The sequence below is a fragment of the Nonomuraea longispora genome (genome assembly GCF_004348345.1).
In the GTDB taxonomy this organism is placed as follows: Bacteria; Actinomycetota; Actinomycetes; order Streptosporangiales; family Streptosporangiaceae; genus Nonomuraea; species Nonomuraea longispora.
In genome coordinates, this window is sequence record NZ_SMJZ01000077.1 from 1 (window position 1) to 15,989 (window position 15,989).

Below are 15,989 nucleotides of genomic sequence, written 5' to 3' on the forward strand. Positions count from 1 at the left end.
GAGCTGGTCAGGATCAGGCCGAAGGAGGAGATCCTCGACACGCTCAACGACAGCCTGCTCAACCGCGGGTTGGGCTTCGAGGAGGAGATGGCCCGCTACTGCGGCAGGACCGCGCGGGTGCGCGCCAGGGTGGAGCGCTGCCTCGACGAGAGGACCGGCCGCATGCTCAGCATGAAGAGCCCGTGCATCGTCCTCGACGACCTCGTCTGCGAGGGTGTCTACAACGCGAGCTGCCCGCGCGAGTTCGTACCGTTCTGGCGGGAGATCTGGCTGGAGAGGGTGCCGCCGGGCGACGGTGACGGCCGGTGAGCGAGGTCGGCGAGATCGGCAGGAAGGCGGGGCGCGGGCTGCGCTGGAGCCTGCTCGGCAACCTCGTCATGAAGGCGGGCTCGTTCGTGATGAGCCTCGTCCTGGCCCGGCTGCTGGTGCCCGAGGACTTCGGCGTGTTCGCCATCGCCCTGGCGGCCACCCAGTTCGTCATCTACATCAACGACGCCGGAGTGATCTCCGCGACCGTGCAGTGGCGCGGCAGGCTGGAGGAGGTCGCGCCCACGGCCACGGTGGTGGCCGTCCTGTCCAGCGCCGGCCTGTACGCGCTGTTCTGGGTCATCGCGCCGTTCTACGCCCGGCTGGCCGGCAGCGACGACGCCACCTGGGTGATCCGCATCCTCATGGCCACCAACCTCGTCTACGGGCTGACCGCGGTCCGCAGCGCCGCGCTGATGCGCACGTTCCGGCAGGACAAGCTGGCCTGGGCCAACCTCGCCGGGTTCGCCGCCAACGCCGGCGTCTCCATCACCCTGGCCGCGAACGGCGCAGGGGCCTACAGCTTCGCGTGGGGCCAGCTCAGCGGGGCCGCGCTCACCGGCGTGCTGGTGGTCGTCTTGGCCGGGGTCAGGATCGAGCTCGGCTTCGACCGCGCGGTGGCCGTCCGGTTGCTGCGGTTCGGGCTGCCGCTCTGCGCCGGCCTCGGCGTCGAAGGGCTGCTGCTGAACGTGGACGCCGTCATCGTCGGCGACGTGCTCGGGCCGGCGCTGCTCGGCTTCTACCTGCTGGCCTACAACATCTCGAGCTGGGTCCCCGGGCTCATCGGCACGGCCATCCGCTACGTGGCCCTGCCCAGCTTCTCCCGCCTGGCCGAGGAGGGCGACGAGCCGCTGCGGGCGGGCGTACGGCAGGCGGTGCCGCTGCTGGCCACGCTGGTGCTGCCGGTCGCGGTGACCATGGGCGTGCTCGCCCCCGCGCTCGTGGAGTTCCTGTACGGCGCACGCTGGTCGCCGTCGGCCGGGGTGCTGCGCTTCCTGGCGATCGTGATGGCCGTGCGCATGCTGACCCTGCTCATCACCGACGTCCTGGCCTCGACCGGCGCGACCAGGGCGCCCATGTGGGTGAACCTGGCCTGGGCGGTCACGCTCGTGCCCGCGCTCATGGCGGGCGCCAGGATCGGCGGCATCGAGGGCGCCGCCGTGGCGCACGCGGTCATCGCCGTGGTGGTGGCGCTGCCGCTGCTGGCGGTGGCGCTGCACCGGTCCGGCGTGCCGCTGCGACTGTTCGGGGCGGGACTGGCCAGGCCGCTTGCGGCGGCCGTGCCGGCCGGCCTCGTGATGGCCGGGTCGGCCGCGGCCGTGGACGGCCCGTTCGCCGAGCTGTGCGTGGCGGGCGGCGCGGGGCTGCTGGTGTTCGTGCTCGTCGCGGTGCCGCGCGCCGCGCTACAGCGACTCGTACGTCAAGGGAGAGCACATGCGGGAACCTGAACTCGTCTCGATCGCCCTGCCCGTGCGCAACGGCGCCGACCGGCTCGAAGGCGTCATCGGTTCGGTGCTGGCCCAGGACTACCCGCGCATCGAGTTGGTCATCTCCGACAACGCCTCCACGGACGGCACCGAGGAGCTCTGCCGCGACCTGGCGGCCGGCGAGCGCAGGATCGTGTACCACCGGCATCCGCACAACGTCGGCCTGCTCGCCAACTTCACGCACGCGGCGCGGATCTCGCGCGGCGCGTACGTACGGTGGATCGGCGACGACGACCGGCTCCAGCCCGCGTGCGTCTCGCGCGCGATGGCGGCGTTCGCGTCCGACGAGCGGGTCATCCTCGTCACCAACCAGGTCTCCTACAGCCGGCCGGACAGCACGGTCACCACCGCCGCCTACGAGGGCCCGCATGAAGGCGGGGGCCTCGGTTCCGACGACCCGGTGGAACGCTTCACCGAGATGCTGAGGCTGCTCAACGAGAGCCCGTTCCTGATCGACCCGCTCTACGGCCTGCTGCGCCGCGAACCGGCGGTCGGCATCCCACGCAGGAACATGTTGCGCGAGGACGAGGTGTTCGCCGCAAAGCTGGCGCTGGCCGGCCCGTGGGCGCACGTGCCCGAGGTGCTGTCGCACCGCAACTGGCGGCTGGAGCGCATCTCCGGCCTGGCCCGCCGCCTCGACGTGCCGTCCTGGCAGTCGCACGCGGCCAACACGCTGCAGTGCAGGGAACTGCTCAGATGGGTGCGCGACGCCGGACTCGCCGACGACGATCGCCGCCGGGCGCGCGCCGGGGTGCTGCGCATGTACGCTCGCCGCCAGCGCCGCACGATCGCCCACCGCAGCCGCAAGCTGCTGTCCATGGCCCGGCCGACGTAGCCGCTGGTGTAACGGCGTTCATGACAAGGGCGATTTCCACTTTGCATCGTTACAAAAGTCGACGGGGGCGGAAATAGTGCGCTTCTGGACAACCGTCTGGGGTCTGGTCAGGAAGAAGGCGATCGGGCCGCCTGTCGCCGTCGTCGCGATCGGGCTCGCCCTGGCCGCGTACTTCCTGGTCCCGAGCCGCTACGTCTCCACCGCCTCCATGGTGCTCACCGTGCCGGCCACGGGCGGGACACTGGAGACCGGTCCCCAGCAGCGGCTCGGGCTGACCAATCCGCTGCTGCAGTTCAACGACGCCCTGCGGACGACCGCGGGCATCCTCATCCTGTCCACCAACACGCCGGAGGTCGCGGCCGAGCTGGGCGTGACGGAGGACGGCCCGACCGTCCTGACCGTCAACGACGGCCGTACCAACCCGGACCTGCTCGGCATCAGCACCAACGGGCCGTTCGTCTACGTCGAGGTGGAGAGCACGTCTCCTGCCGTGGTCACGGAGGTCATGCGCAAGGCGAAGCTGCGCATCAGGGTGGAGCTGGCCAAGCGGCAGACGGCGCTGGGCGCGCCGGTGAGCACGCACATCGGCATCCTCGACGTGATGCCCGCGTCGGCGCCCCGGCTCGTCGTGACGGACCGCCTGCTGGGCGCGGCCTCGGGCGGCCTGCTCGGGGTGGTGGCGGGGCTCGGCGCGGCGTACGGCGTCCAGCGCCTGCGCGCGGCCCGCCGCGCGGGCGACCCCGGCCCCCAGCCGGAGCCCGAGCCGCAGGAGCACGAGCCGGAGCCAGGACAGGAGCGGGAACCCGAGGAGGGCAGGAAGCCGCGACCCGAGCCCGAGCCCTGGCCGGAGGCCGCTCCCGCGGCGGAGCGGGAGGACGCTCAGGTCGAGTCGACGACCTGAGCGCACCGCCGGATCGCGGCCGTCCTGGCCTCGTGCGGGGTGTTCGACTTGGCGGAGATCATCATGCCCACCGCCTCGGGCGGCAGGCGGTCGGCGAAGGCGACCGCCTGGGCTTCGTCCCAGGGCTCGTGGTGGTAGCTCAGGTGGCAGATCGTCGTGTTGATCGGCGGCGACGCCTTCAGCACCTCGTCGACGAACACGCCGTACAGGACGAACTCCGAGACGTGCAGCCGTCCGTTGAACGCGTCGAGCCAGTCGCGCCCGGTGACCTCGGTGATGCGGCGGCGCATGGCGAGCACGATCCGCGGGTCCCAGAACGTCAGCGCGGTCACGTAGTCGGGCAGCGGCGGTGGCGGCGGTGGTGGCAGGCCGAGCAGCTCGCGGGCGACCCGGTGCCACAGGAGGTGCCGCTCCATGTCGGCGGTCACGGCGTTCTCGACCCGGTGGAGGCAGAGCCGCCCGTCCATGCTGAACGACTCGACCCCGGTCGGCCGGACCAGTACGGCGTCGGAGTCGACGATGAGCAGGGCGTCGGCGTCGATCAGGCCGGCCGAGGCGATCTTGACGGTCTGCTGCATGACCCAGCCGCGCAGCGGGGGCCACGGGCGGCGACGGTTGACGTACACGTCGGTGAAGGGCACGCGGACGTACCTGCGGGGCAGCAGCTCCGAGCGCACCCACAGGCGGCAGCGCGGACCCTCGAACCCGGCGAAGACCTGCCGGTCGCGGGCGGGCACGAAGACGTGGTGGACGGTGTCGTCCGACGTGTGCCGGAGTACGGACCGGTGCAGGTCGGCGAAGAGAGCGGCGTCCGGGGCGTAGGACGGGGTGATGACCGCCAGCTTGCTCACGGCTCGGCTCCCCTCGCGAAACGCCCCTGCCTTCCCCTTATCGGGGAGCCAGAGGTGGTGTTACACGGTTTATGTAACGCTCCACCCCATTCGCGGCGACATCCATGAGGCAGGACTCGCAGGGAGGGCACGTGGATTTCTGGGGGACCGTCCTCGTCCTGGCGCGACGGTGGTCCGTCGCCGTTCCGGCCTTCCTGCTGGCCGTCGGCGGCGCCGTCCACGCATACTCCACGATCCCCGTCACCTACACGGTCTCAGCGGTCCTCGTGCTCACCGCGCCGACCAGCGGCGGGACCGTGCCACCCGACCCCGACCAGCCCGTCCCGCAGGTCAACCCGCTGCTCAACTTCGACCACGGGCTCGACGTGGCCGCGTCGATGCTGATCAACGTCATGAGCACGCCCGACATGGTGACCGAGATGGGCGTGCGCCCCGACGGCGACACCACGTACGCGGTCACCAACGGCACCAACAACCTGGAGTCGCTGGCGACCGGCCCGCTCGTCTTCGTCGAAGGAGAGAGCCGCAAGCCCGAGGCGGCCACGCGGATGGCCCGCGAGGTCATCGAGCGGGTCGAGCGGGAGCTCGACGTACGTCAGCGGCAGGTGCAGGCGCCACCCGAGACCTACATCACGATCAGCCAGACGGTGCCGCCCACCACGCCCGTGCCGCAGGAGGGCAGGAGGCTGCGCTCCGCAGCCGCCGCGCTCGGTCTGGGGCTGATCGCCGCCCTGTGCGCCGCGTTCGCCGCGGAGAGCCTCTCAGCGGCGCGCAGGGCCGGTTTCCCCGGGCTGCCGGGAACCCGGCGCAGGCGGGACGAGCCCGAGGGCGGCGAGCAGGAGCTCGTCGCGGCCGGGGAACCGGGGTCGTAGCCGGTGGCCGCCGCGACGCCCGGCGCCCCGCCGCGGCAGGGGCGCGCCGACGGCGCCACCGTCGCCGCCGTCTTCGCCGTGGTGCTGCTGATCGTGCCCGCCCGGCTGGTGCTGAAGTACCTGCCGCTCTCGCTCACCCCCGCGAACGTGGTGAGCCTGGCGGCGGCGCTGCTGTGGTTGTGCGCGCAGCTCACCCTCACCCTGGGCGCCGCCAAGGGGCGCAACCCCGTGCGTACGGTGCTGTTCGCCTACTTCACCGCGATGCTGGCGACCTTCGGGTTCACCACGTACGGGTACATGGACTCCGACGAGCTGAACCTGAGCGACCACTCCTTCGTGCTGGTGATCGCGATCGTCGGCATCGCGCTCACGGTCTGCGACGGCGTGCGGGGTCTGCGCCGGCTCGACCTCGTGCTGAAGACGCTGGTGGTGGCGGGCGCGGTCATCTCGGTGGTCGGCGCCTTCCAGTTCCTGTTCTCCGTGGACCTGACCAGGTTCATGGAGCTGCCGATCCTGCGCTACAGCACCGAGGGGGACTCGTTCGTCCTCGAACGGGCCGACCTGCGCCGTGTCGCGGCCACCACCGGACACCCCATCGAGTTCGGCGTCACCTGCGCCATGCTGCTCCCGCTGGCCGCCCACTACGCCGTCAAAGCCCGCACGCGCGCCGAGCCGGCCCTGCGCTGGTGGGCGTGCACGCTGCTCATCGGGTTCGGCCTGATGTTCTCGGTGTCGCGCTCGGCCATGCTGAGCCTGTTCGTGGCAGGCCTGGTGCTGATCGTCGGCTGGCCCGCGCGGCGGCGGCTGCGGGCGCTGCTCGCGGCGGCGGGGTTCATGGCGGTCGTCTGGGTCGCGGTGCCGGGCCTGCTCGGGGCCATCGCCGGGCTGTTCACCGACCTCGGCAACGACGAGAGCATCCAGTACAGGACGCACGACTACGCCGTCGCCGGGCAGGAGATCGGCCGGCACTTCTGGCTCGGCCGCGGCCTCGGCACGTGGTACGCCCCCAAGCACCAGATCTTCGACAACCAGTACATCCTGTCGATGGTGGAGACCGGGCTGGTCGGCACCGTGGCGTACACGTCGGTGTTCCTGGTGGCCTGCTACGCGGCGCTGAGGGCCCGGCACCTGAGCGCCGACCCCGGCGACCGCGACCTCGGGCTCACGGTCGCCGCCTGCCTGCTCGTGCCGCTCGCCGGGTCGTTCACCTTCGACCTGCTGTCGTTCGCGACCGTGACCGGGATCGCTTTCGTGCTGGTCGGCGCGGCCGGCGCCCTGCTGCGGGCCGCGCGGGCCGATCAGCTCTCACCCTCGCAGACCAGCGGGCCGACGATCGAGGTGATCCGATAGCTCTCGTCGATGGTGACCAGCTCGTTGCCGGACCACTCCGTCCCGCCGCACTCGGAGTCGACAGGCCCGTACACCCACGACTGGTCGACCAGCTTGTTGCCGCGCACGACCTGCCTGCCGCGGGCGTTGCGCACCTGGAGGCTGAACGTGCCGCCCATGATGAGGTTGTCGGTGACGACCACGTCCCGCGACTTCTCGTCCACCAGGAAGATGGGCGCGGTGATGTGCCGGGCCTCGCGCTGGTCGACGGTGTTGTGGTGGAACAGCAGCCCCTTGCCGCCGTTGTAGGCCTGGATGCCGTCCGAATGGTCGCCGGGGTTGGAGCAGAGCTTCACGAACGAGTCGCGGATCTCGACGTCGTCGCCGGAGACCCGGAAGCCGTCGCTGTGCCCCTGCACCAGCACCCTGGTGGCCTTGTACTTGTCGTAGCCGATCCCGGGCAGCGGCTCGCACTTGCCGGTGGTGCCCACCGTGGTGTCGGTGATGGTGAACCGGAACGACTCGGGGCCGTCGGAGTTGATCACGTCGCCGTCGATCACGCTGTTCCTGACGGTGACGTCGTCGGCGTGGATCAGCAGATGGCCGGGCACGTGGACGCCGTCGAGCACGGTGCCGGGCTTCCTGACGCGGTAGGCGACGTTCTCCGTGTCGAGCCCGACCCTGGTCAGCTTGACCCCGCGGGGCGCCCCCGTGCAGGCCGGGGTGGGATGGTCGGGGCAGGACGAGCCGTCGGCCCTGGTGATGCTCGGCTTGGGGGAGGGGCTCGGCGTCGGCTGCTCGGCGGGTGCGGCTTGGCAGGCCGTGGCCAGCACCGCGACGGCCGCCAGCAGGCTGAGAGGTCCGCGCATCGTTCAGCCGCCCAGCCGCCGCAGCAGGCCGGCCCACGAGCCCGCCTCCTGGTCGCGCCGGCTGACCTCGGTGACGGGCAGCGGCCACGCGATCCGCAGATCGGGGTCGTCGTAGCGGACCGCCAGGTCCTCGGCGGGATCGTGCGGCCTGGCGATGCGGTAGCAGGTGTCGGCGGGCTCGGTGAGCGCCTGGAAGCCGTGCAGCAGGCCCGGGGGCACGTACAGCGTGACGAAGTCCTCGTCGTCGAGCCGCACCGCCATGCTGCGCCCGAACGTCGGCGAGTGCGGCCTGATGTCCACCAGCACGTCGTGGACGGCGCCGCGGGCGCACCTGACGAGCTTCGCCTCGCCCTGGCCCGAGCGCCCGTGCAGGCCGCGGACCGTGCCGCGCCGCGAGCGCGACTGGCTGTCCTGGACGAAGGTCTCGGCGGCCAGGCCGGCCTCGGCGGCGACGTCCGCGTCGAAGGTCCTGGTGAACAGGCCGCGGCCGTCGTGGTGCGGCGTCGGCCTGAACAGCAGGACGCCGTCGAGCTGCCCCTGCTCTGCTTTCATGTGTCGTCCTTCCTGGAGGCGGTCCGATGAAGCCGGCGGTCAGCGTCGTCATCCCGGCGCACAACGAGGAGGCGGTCGTCGCCGAAGGGCTGGACCTGCTGCTCGCCGGGACGGAGCCCGGCGAGTTCGACGTCGTCGTGGTGGCCAACGCCTGCACCGACGGCACCGCGCGGGTCGCGGCGCGGCCGGGCGTGCGGGTGCTGGAGACCGCGATCCCCGGCAAGGTCAACGCGCTGCGCCTGGGCGACGCGGCGTGCGCGGCGTACCCGCGCGTCTATCTCGACGCGGACGTGCGGATCGACGCTGGCTCCGTACGGGCGCTGGCCGACGCCGCCGCCCGGCCGGGCGTGCTGGCCTGCGCGCCCCAGCCCGAGTGGGACCTGTCCGGTACGGGCCCCGTGGTCCGCCGCGTGCACCGGGTGCACGACCGGCTGGTGGCGCCGTCCAGGGCGCTCGCGGGCGTCGGCGTCTACGTGCTGAACGGGCGCGGGCACGAGCGGGCCTTCCCGCTGCCCGACGTGATCTCCGACGACGGCTGGGTGGACGGGTGCTTCGCCGGCGGCGAGCGGGTCGTGGTGGCGGGGGCGCGCTCCGTCGTGCGTCCCGCCCGCACCGTACGCGCCCACCTGCGCCGCCGGATCAGGGTCAGGCAGGGCAACAGGCAACTCGCCGAACTCGGCGTGCCCGCGCGCCCTCTGCGCCCGCGGGCGCTGGGCGCGCTGCTGGCCTCGCGGGCGGTCGGGCCGCTCGACGCCGCCTGCTACCTGGCCGTGCTGGTCCTGGACCGGCTGCTCACCAGGGTGCGCGGCGGCAGGACGAGCTGGGGCACCGACGCCGGCAGCCGTCATCGCGACCCCACGGCGGCGTCGTAGGCCGCCAGCAACGCCGCCTTCGAATGGTGCCAGGACAGCGGCCCCGCCACCCTGCCGCGGCCGATCTCGCCCATCCGCCGCCGCATGTCCGGGTCGTCGAGCAGCTGCGCGATCAGCTTGGCGAACTCCGACTCGTCGTTGGCCGGCGCGTACAGGGCCGCCTCGCCCGCCGACACCCGCGCCTCGCGTAACTCGAACGAGACGATGGGCCGGCCCATGGCCATGTACTCCATGATCTTGTTCATCGTGGAGACGTCGTTGAGCGGGTTGAGCGGGTCGGGCGACAGGCACACGTCGGCCGTGGACAGATAGCGCAGCAGATCCTCGTCGGGGATCCGGCCGGTGAACTCGACGGCGTCCGCCAGGCCCAGCTCGCGCGAGAGCGCCACCATGGCGTCGAAGGTGTCGCCGCCGCCGACGAACACCGCGTGCCAGTCCGTACGCCCGTGCTCGTCGCGCAGCCGCGCCAGGCTGCGCAGCGCGTAGTCCACGCCGTCCTGCGGCCCCATCACGCCCAGGTAGCACAGCAGGTACGGCTTGCCGCGCCGCAGGCCCTCCTCGGGCGGCACCTGGCGGAACCGCTCGACAGCCGGGGCGCTGCGCACCACGAAGACCTCCTCGGGACGTCTGCCGCCCCGCGACAACGCCACCTGCTTGTAGCTCTCGTTGGTCGCGATCACCACGTGCGCGGCCCGGTACGTCATCCGCTCCAGCCGGCGCACCGCCCGGTACAGCAGGTCCTCGCCGCGCCCGAACCGCGACAGGTAGAGCTCGGGCACCAGGTCGTGCTGGTCGAAGACGAACCGTGTGCCCTTGCCCCGCATGGCCCGCGCCACCAGGAAGAACAGGTCGGGCGGGTTGCAGCCGTGCACCACGTCGAAGGTGCCGAGTCGCCTGGCCAGGCGGAAGGTGTGCCACAGCGCCGAGCCGTACTCACGCAGGTAGCCCGCGGGACCGCCGGTGGCGGCGCGCAGCGGGTAGCGGTGGATGTGGACTCCGTCGATGACGGCCTCGGGCTCGGTGTCCTGCTTGGCGCCCCGCGGGCAGATGACGTGCACCTCCCAGCCGGTCTGGTACAGCGCCGTGCATTCCTGCCAGACGCGCCGGTCCAGCGGTACGGACAGATTCTCGACGAGGATGAGCGCTCTACCACGCAATGCCTGTGTAGTCCCTTCTGCCCCGCTGGGCCTCCGCGTCAGGAACGCGTACGAGATCGATGATCCGGCGTTCACCCGCGCGGCTCAGCGCGTCGAGCACCGTCGGGTCCGCGCACCCGATCACGCAGACCTCGGCGTGCCGCAGCACCTCGTCCGCCGAGTCGCCGAGCAGCTCGCCGAGGTGGGGCAGGCGTTCGGCGATGTAGGCGCGGTTGGCGCCCACCAGGCGCGACAGGGTCACGTTGGCGTCGTAGATGCGCAGGTCGTAGCCCTTGCCGAGGAGCCGTTCCGCGAGTTCGACGAGCGGGCTCTCGCGCAGGTCGTCGGTGCCGGGTTTGAACGACAACCCGAACAGGCCGATCCTGCGCCTGCCCGAGGCGGTGACGAGGTCGAAGGCGCGCTGCAGGTGCGCCTCGTTGGCCGGGAGCACGTGGGAGAGCAGCGGTACGGACACGTCGGCCTTACGCGCCGCGTAGACCAGGCCGCGCAGGTCCTTGGGCAGGCAGGAGCCGCCGAAGGCGAAGCCGGGCCGCAGGTAGGCGGGGCTGATGTTGAGCTTGCGGTCGGCCAGGAACACGTCCATCACGCGGTGCGAGTCGAGGCCCATGGCCTGGCAGATCGCGCCCAGCTCGTTGGCGAAGCCGATCTTGACCGCATGGAAGGCGTTGTCCGCATATTTGGCCATTTCGGCGACGGGGATGGGTACCCTGAAGACGTCGCCCGGCAGCCCCTCGTACAGCGCGGCGGCGACGTCGCCCGCGGCTTCGTCCGATTCCCCGATCACCGTCTTGGGCGGCGCGAAGAAGTCGCGCACGCTGGTGCCCTCGCGCAGGAACTCGGGGTTGACCGCCACCCCGAAGTCCACGCCCGCGCGCAGCCCCGACGACAGCTCCAGGATGGGGACGAGCAGGTCGGTGCAGGTTCCCGGCAGCATGGTGCTGCGGAAGACCACCACGTGCCCCGGGGCGAGCGAGCGGCCGATCTGGTCGGCCACCCGTTCCAGGTACGTCGTCGACAGGCTGCCGTTGGGCGCCGACGGGGTGCCCACGCAGACCAGCGACACCTCGCTGTCCCTGACGGCCTGGGCGGCGTCCGTGGTTGCGCGCAGCGCGCCGCCCCCCACGGCCTTGGCCACCAGCTCCCCGATGCGCTCCTCGACGATCGGCGCGTGGCCGTCGTTGATGAGATCGACCTTCGCCGGGTTGACGTCGACACCCACGACCTGGTGTCCCATGGAGGCCAGGCAGGCCGCCGACACGCATCCGACGTAACCGAGTCCGAAGACACTAATTCGCACAGCCGCCTCCGTAAGGGACCGTCTGCTGTGGACCGCCGTCTGGAGGGCAGCGCGCCATTTCCCCCGCCTCCACCGATATGTCGGGCATGTCCGTTGGAACGTTACGGTTTTCTCCGCGCCCTGACCGATCGTGCGACCGACCTCGCCTTCGACAGCGCCGCCGCGGCGGCCCCGCGTACCGGATTCCTCGTGACGAGACCCTGGCAGACCACGCTCTCGCCGGTCTTGGCCCGCCGCTTGTACTCGTCCTCGCCCCTGCCGAGATCGACGCGTACGATCCCGAGCGCCGGAGCGGCGGCCACCAGCTCCCGCAGCAGGATCCAGCCTGGAGACAGCCGCGCGAAGGCCGGGTCGTAGACGGGGAACCACCAGTGCAGCACCCCGCCCGACCTCAGGCCGAAGTGGGCCGCGAGCAGGTGCTCCCCGGCGTGCAGCGTGGACAGCACGCCGCTGAACCCCGGATCGCGGGCGCGCAGCAGGCCGTCGAGCAGCCGGACCCGGTCCTGCCCCGCGAAGAAGTCCCTGGCGCCGGTCGCGGCGTACTGCGCCCGCTTCAGCTCGACCACCCGCGCCAGCGCCTTCGGGTCGGACGAGGCCGCCACGAACCGGAGCTCGCCGAGCTCCCGCCCCGCCTTCGCGGCCCGCCGCCTGGCCTGCCCCATGTTCTCCTTGCCGCTGCGCGAGGCCCGGCCCAGGTAGCCCGCCAGCCCGCCGGTCACGTCCAGGTACGGCGACGGCCTGCGGGAGACCACCCACCGCTCGAACCCGGGCGCCCCCTCCACCAGGTGGTCGAAGGCGTAGCCGGCGGCCCCGTTCCCGAGCAGGTCCAACGGACGGAACCCGGCGCCGGCCGCCAGGATCGGGCCCTGGAAGTCCGCGCCAGGCCAGCCCACCGGGCGCAGCAGCCGCCCTTCCCGGTGGTGCGGCAGGAACGCGACCGGCCTCCCGCCGTCACGCGCGACCGCCACGTGGACGGGCCGCCCGCTGGCGTGCACGGCCGCCGCGAAACCGGGGTGGAAATAGGGGCTGTCGAGGGCCGGATTGGCCTCCCGCAGCGTGTGCCAGGCGTCCAGGTCCGCCGCGGTGAGCGCGGCGAACGCCTCCACGCGCAGCCCGCTCATTGCGGCAGCGCCGTCATCCGGCGCGAGGGCCGCAGCAGCGCCGCCACGCACGCCCGGGACGTACGCCGCCCGGCCAGCGCCCGCACCGCCTCACCGGCCAGCACCGCCAGGAAGTACGCCGCCCCCGACGCCCTCCTGTGGCGCCGGCGGTACAGGCGTACCTTGTTCACGACGAGCAGCGCCGCCAGCGTCGGATTCACGCCCGAGTCGCCGCCGATGTGCTCGATCACCGACGCGGGCTCGTACCACGTGGTCCATCCCACGTCGGCGGCGCGCAGGCAGTAGTCCGTCTCCTCGCTGTAGAGCAGGAACGACTCGTCCCACGCGCCGACCTCGCGGATGACCCGCGTCGACAGCAGCATGGCCGCGCCGGTCGCCCAGGAGTACGCGCCGGGACGCGCGTAGTCGCGCGGGTCGGTCACCAGCTCGCCCAGCCCGCCGACGCGCCCGGCCAGCGACCCGCCGACCAGCGCCTCGACCAGGGCCCTGCCCACGGTCGGCGCCCTGCGCAGCGACGGCTGGAGCGTGCCATCCGGATTGACCATGTGGGGGACCGCGATGCCCCTGCCCGGTTCGCGCAGGCAGGCCAGCAGCGGCGCGATCGAGCCGGGGCGCAGCCGGCAGTCGGGGTTGAGCACGTAGACGCCGTCCAGCCGGTCGAGGTCGAGCGCGGCGACGCCGGCGTTGATCGCGGCGGCGTACCCGGCGTTCCTGCCGACCTGCACCACCGTGGCGCCGGCCCGTTCGGCGACGGCGACGGAGTCGTCCTTGGAGGCGTTGTCGGCCACCACCACGCCGGCCAGTTCCGCCCCTTCGGCGCCCCGCTCCAGCGAGCCGAGGCAGCCCCCGAGCACGGAGGCGCTGTTGTAGGTGACGATCACGACGGCGACCCGGCCCATGTCAGCGCACCCGCTTGTACAGGCGCATGCCGAGCTTGCCCGCGCGCCGGGCGAGCGGCGCCCTGCCGTCGAGCACCCGCCCGATCCAGGCGCCGTCGAGGTCGTGCCTGAGGCTGTTGCGCGCCTGGAGCCAGGAGCCCGCCCTGGCCCGGCCGCCGTCGCTGGTGTAGGCGCGGGTCACGCCGGCCATCCGCAGCCGGCGCAGGACCCGGCGGTCGTAGGAGCCGAACGGGATGGCCACCCGCGACACCGGCCCGCCCGCGAGCCGGGCGAGCACGGCCCTGGCCCGGGTGAGCTCCTCGGCCACCTGCGGGCCGTCCAGTGTGCGCCAGTCACGGTGCGCCCACCCGTGGGAGCCGACCCGCATGCCGGCCCCGGCCAGCTCGCGCACGCCGTCGGCGTCGAGCCTGCCGGGTTCGCCGAGCAGCCCGGCCAGGACGAAGAACTCCGCCCGCAGCCCTCGCTCCACCAGCCGGGGAAGGGCGATCTCCACGTCGGACGCGTTCCCGTCGTCGAACGTCAGCCGTACGTCGGGGCGGCCGGCCACCGCGTCGACGACCTGCTCGAACTGCTCGACCGTCACCCACGTCGCGTCCTCGTCCCGTTCGAGCGCGCGGGCCGTCTCGCCGATGCCGTGCACGGTCAGGTTGGTTACCGCCCGCATCCTGCCCCCTGGTCAAGAAGGTCGCCAGGAGAGTTATCGCGACCAGGTCTGGACCGTTACATCCGTTTTGCGTACCAGGCGACGGTCTGCCGCAGCCCCGCCTCGAGCGTGGTCGCCGGACGCCAGCCCAGCACGCGCTCGGCGGGCCCGATGTCGGAGCGCTGCGTACGGTCCAGCGGCCGCGCCGCGACCGCGCCGTACTCGGGCCTGGCCCTGTGGCCCGCCCTGTCGTCCACGGCGTCGTCCACGGCGTCGTCCACGGTGCCGTCCACGGTGCCGTCCACGATGCCGTCCACGATGGCGGCCAGCAGCTCCGCCGTGTCGCGGATGCTGACCGGCTCGGGCGTGCCGACATCGAGGACGTGCCCGGCCGCGGCGCCGCCCGCTCCCGCCAGCACGAACGCGTCCACCACGTCCTCGACGTACACCCAGGTGACCAGCCTCGCGCCCGAGGTGAGCCGGGGCGCCTGCCCCTTCAGCAGCGACGTCGTCACGTACGGCACCAGCCTGGCCGCGTTCGGCTCGCCCGGCCCGTACACCATGGCCACCCGCAACACCGAGACCGGCACCCGCCACAGGGCGTGGAACATCCGCGCGTACCCCGTCGCCGCCGCCTTCGCCGCCGCGTACGGGGAACCCGGCGCCTGCCCCTCGCGCGGCTCCTCCACCGAGCCCGCCAGCACCACGCTGCGCACGGGGCCGCCCGTCACGGCCGTCAGCAGGTTGACCGCCGCGCCCAGGTTGCCCGCCAGCGTCGGCGCCACGATCCCGGGCTCCCGGACGCCGGTGACCTCACTGGCCAGGTGGAAGATCACCTCCGGCTGGACCGCCTCCACCAGTGCGGCCGTGGCGGCGGCGTCGCACAGGTCGGCCGCGTGCCAGCGCTCGACGTGCCCGGCGGCCTCCTGCGGGCGGCGGCTGACCGCGTGCACCCGTGCGCCCAGCCCGGCCAGGCGGCGGACCAGGTGGGAGCCGATGAACCCGGTGGCGCCGGTGACCAGCGTGCGCGTCCCCCGCCAGGCCGACATGTGCTCTCCCGGGTCAGTCATGTCGGTCCGGTGACGGAATGGGCTCGCCCGTGTCGTGCCAGACGTTGCCCGCGTCGGCGGCGAGCTCGGAGCGGGTGCTCAGCAGGATCGGGCAGTCGTGCGCGGAGTTGCGGCCGAACCGGTTGCCGGTGACGCGCTGCCCGGTCAGGGGGCGCTCGAGCGGTGTGTGGTCGATGTTGACGATGCAGGCGCCGCCGTCGAGGTAGTTGTCCTCCACCCGCAGGTCGTCGGCCGACGACTGTACGGCGGCGTTCGGGCCGCGCGTGGTCGACAGGTCGATCGTGTTGTGCCGCAGCGTGACGCCGCTCTGGTCGGCGAAGGCCTGTACGCCGTCGTTGTGAGTGGGTTCGCCGCCCTGGTCGGGGTCGTGGGCGAACCAGCTCAGGTCGTGGATGTAGGAGTCCTGGACCAGGGTGGCGGTGTGGGCCTTGACGCCGTCGACCGTGCCTCGGAACTCCGAGCGGTAGATCTTGGTCGAGGCCGCCCAGATGCCGTCGATGGACGGCGAGGGGTGGGCGGGGTAGAACTCGGAGTCCTCCACCACCGTGTCCTTGCCGTGCTCGGTGTCGAGCAGCGGCCGTACGCCGGAGGTGGCCGCGCCGCGGAAGACGCAGTTGCGGAACGTGACGCCGCGCGCGGTCACCACCACGAAGCCGTGGAAGACCTTGCCCTCGACGACCTCACCGTCCCTGGCGAAGGTCTGGTCGCCGGTGACGACCGTGAGCGCGGTGCCCGGCGGGACACCTGTGGACGCCGCGCCGGGAAAGCCGGGAGGGCCCGGCCTGCCGGTCTCCGGGGGCGGGCTCGCGGGCGCGGACGGGCTCCGCGAGGCCCGGCCCGCGGGCTCGCCGAGCTGCTGGGCGACCACGAGGGCCAGGACCAGGGCGGCGACCGCGGCTATGACATACGACCACGTCTTCGCCACCCT

The 15,989-nt window shown here is 72.6% G+C and carries 16 protein-coding genes and 1 pseudogene; 7 read left to right on the top strand and 10 right to left on the bottom strand.

The window, feature by feature from the left end:
* The 4 genes and pseudogenes from E1267_RS20755 to E1267_RS20770 all read left to right on the top strand — a co-directional run.
* A pseudogene (locus tag E1267_RS20755) lies at nucleotides 1-309 on the top strand (hypothetical protein); the annotation flags it as partial.
* Nucleotides 306-1,754, top strand: a complete 1,449-nt coding sequence (locus E1267_RS20760) for an oligosaccharide flippase family protein (protein WP_246064083.1) — start codon at nucleotides 306-308, stop codon at nucleotides 1,752-1,754. The pseudogene E1267_RS20755 and the gene E1267_RS20760, both read left to right, overlap by 4 nt.
* Nucleotides 1,741-2,628, top strand: coding sequence for a glycosyltransferase family 2 protein (locus E1267_RS20765; protein ID WP_132334250.1), 888 nt, complete (start codon nucleotides 1,741-1,743; stop codon nucleotides 2,626-2,628). The genes E1267_RS20760 and E1267_RS20765 overlap by 14 nt, the downstream gene beginning before the upstream one ends.
* 76 nt (nucleotides 2,629-2,704) lie before the next feature.
* Entirely contained in the window at nucleotides 2,705-3,529 is an 825-nt protein-coding gene (locus E1267_RS20770; protein ID WP_132334251.1) for a hypothetical protein, read from the top strand.
* Here the strand turns inward: E1267_RS20770 and E1267_RS20775 are convergent.
* Complete coding sequence (locus tag E1267_RS20775; RefSeq protein ID WP_132334252.1) at nucleotides 3,508-4,380, bottom strand: DUF6492 family protein; 873 nt, start codon at nucleotides 4,378-4,380, stop codon at nucleotides 3,508-3,510. The two genes, E1267_RS20770 and E1267_RS20775, sit on opposite strands and share 22 nt — an antisense overlap.
* Nucleotides 4,381-4,511: 131 nt before the next feature.
* Here E1267_RS20775 and E1267_RS20780 point away from each other — a divergent pair, with 131 nt between their 5' ends.
* Entirely contained in the window at nucleotides 4,512-5,252 is a 741-nt protein-coding gene (locus E1267_RS20780; RefSeq protein WP_132334253.1) for a hypothetical protein, read from the top strand.
* A 3-nt stretch (nucleotides 5,253-5,255) separates the two neighbouring features.
* A complete protein-coding gene (locus E1267_RS20785) occupies nucleotides 5,256-6,602 on the top strand; it encodes an O-antigen ligase family protein (protein ID WP_132334254.1) in 1,347 nt (448 codons plus the stop codon).
* Here the strand turns inward: E1267_RS20785 and E1267_RS20790 are convergent.
* The gene (locus tag E1267_RS20790; RefSeq protein WP_132334255.1) at nucleotides 6,551-7,450 is read right to left on the bottom strand and encodes a hypothetical protein; all 900 of its coding nucleotides are present in this window, start codon (nucleotides 7,448-7,450) and stop codon (nucleotides 6,551-6,553) included. The genes E1267_RS20785 and E1267_RS20790 overlap by 52 nt on opposite strands.
* 3 nt (nucleotides 7,451-7,453) lie before the next feature.
* Nucleotides 7,454-8,002: a dTDP-4-dehydrorhamnose 3,5-epimerase family protein gene (locus E1267_RS20795; RefSeq protein ID WP_132334256.1), complete on the bottom strand. Its 549-nt coding sequence runs from the start codon at nucleotides 8,000-8,002 to the stop codon at nucleotides 7,454-7,456.
* 26 nt (nucleotides 8,003-8,028) lie between these two features.
* On the opposite strand from E1267_RS20795, the gene E1267_RS20800 reads away from it, so the two are divergent.
* Nucleotides 8,029-8,874: a glycosyltransferase family 2 protein gene (locus tag E1267_RS20800; protein WP_132334257.1), complete on the top strand. Its 846-nt coding sequence runs from the start codon at nucleotides 8,029-8,031 to the stop codon at nucleotides 8,872-8,874.
* Here the strand turns inward: E1267_RS20800 and E1267_RS20805 are convergent.
* The 7 genes from E1267_RS20805 to E1267_RS20835 all read right to left on the bottom strand — a co-directional run bounded on the left by E1267_RS20805 (nucleotide 8,847) and on the right by E1267_RS20835 (nucleotide 15,986).
* Complete coding sequence (locus E1267_RS20805) at nucleotides 8,847-10,031, bottom strand: glycosyltransferase family 4 protein (RefSeq protein WP_132334258.1); 1,185 nt, start codon at nucleotides 10,029-10,031, stop codon at nucleotides 8,847-8,849. The two genes, E1267_RS20800 and E1267_RS20805, sit on opposite strands and share 28 nt — an antisense overlap.
* A complete protein-coding gene (locus tag E1267_RS20810) occupies nucleotides 10,021-11,328 on the bottom strand; it encodes a nucleotide sugar dehydrogenase (protein ID WP_132334259.1) in 1,308 nt (435 codons plus the stop codon). The genes E1267_RS20805 and E1267_RS20810 overlap by 11 nt, the downstream gene beginning before the upstream one ends.
* Nucleotides 11,329-11,429: 101 nt before the next feature.
* Entirely contained in the window at nucleotides 11,430-12,449 is a 1,020-nt protein-coding gene (locus E1267_RS20815; RefSeq protein ID WP_246064084.1) for a GNAT family N-acetyltransferase, read from the bottom strand.
* Nucleotides 12,446-13,348, bottom strand: coding sequence for a glycosyltransferase family 2 protein (locus E1267_RS20820; protein ID WP_132334260.1), 903 nt, complete (start codon nucleotides 13,346-13,348; stop codon nucleotides 12,446-12,448). Before E1267_RS20820 ends, E1267_RS20815 begins: the two co-directional genes overlap by 4 nt.
* Nucleotide 13,349: 1 nt before the next feature.
* On the bottom strand, nucleotides 13,350-14,012 hold the full coding sequence (locus E1267_RS20825; protein ID WP_132334261.1) for a polysaccharide deacetylase family protein: 663 nt from the start codon (nucleotides 14,010-14,012) through the stop codon (nucleotides 13,350-13,352).
* Between the two features lie 56 nt (nucleotides 14,013-14,068).
* Nucleotides 14,069-15,061: an NAD-dependent epimerase/dehydratase family protein gene (locus E1267_RS20830; RefSeq protein ID WP_132334262.1), complete on the bottom strand. Its 993-nt coding sequence runs from the start codon at nucleotides 15,059-15,061 to the stop codon at nucleotides 14,069-14,071.
* Nucleotides 15,054-15,986, bottom strand: coding sequence for a right-handed parallel beta-helix repeat-containing protein (locus E1267_RS20835; protein ID WP_132334263.1), 933 nt, complete (start codon nucleotides 15,984-15,986; stop codon nucleotides 15,054-15,056). Before E1267_RS20835 ends, E1267_RS20830 begins: the two co-directional genes overlap by 8 nt.
* Nucleotides 15,987-15,989 lie beyond the last annotated feature (3 nt).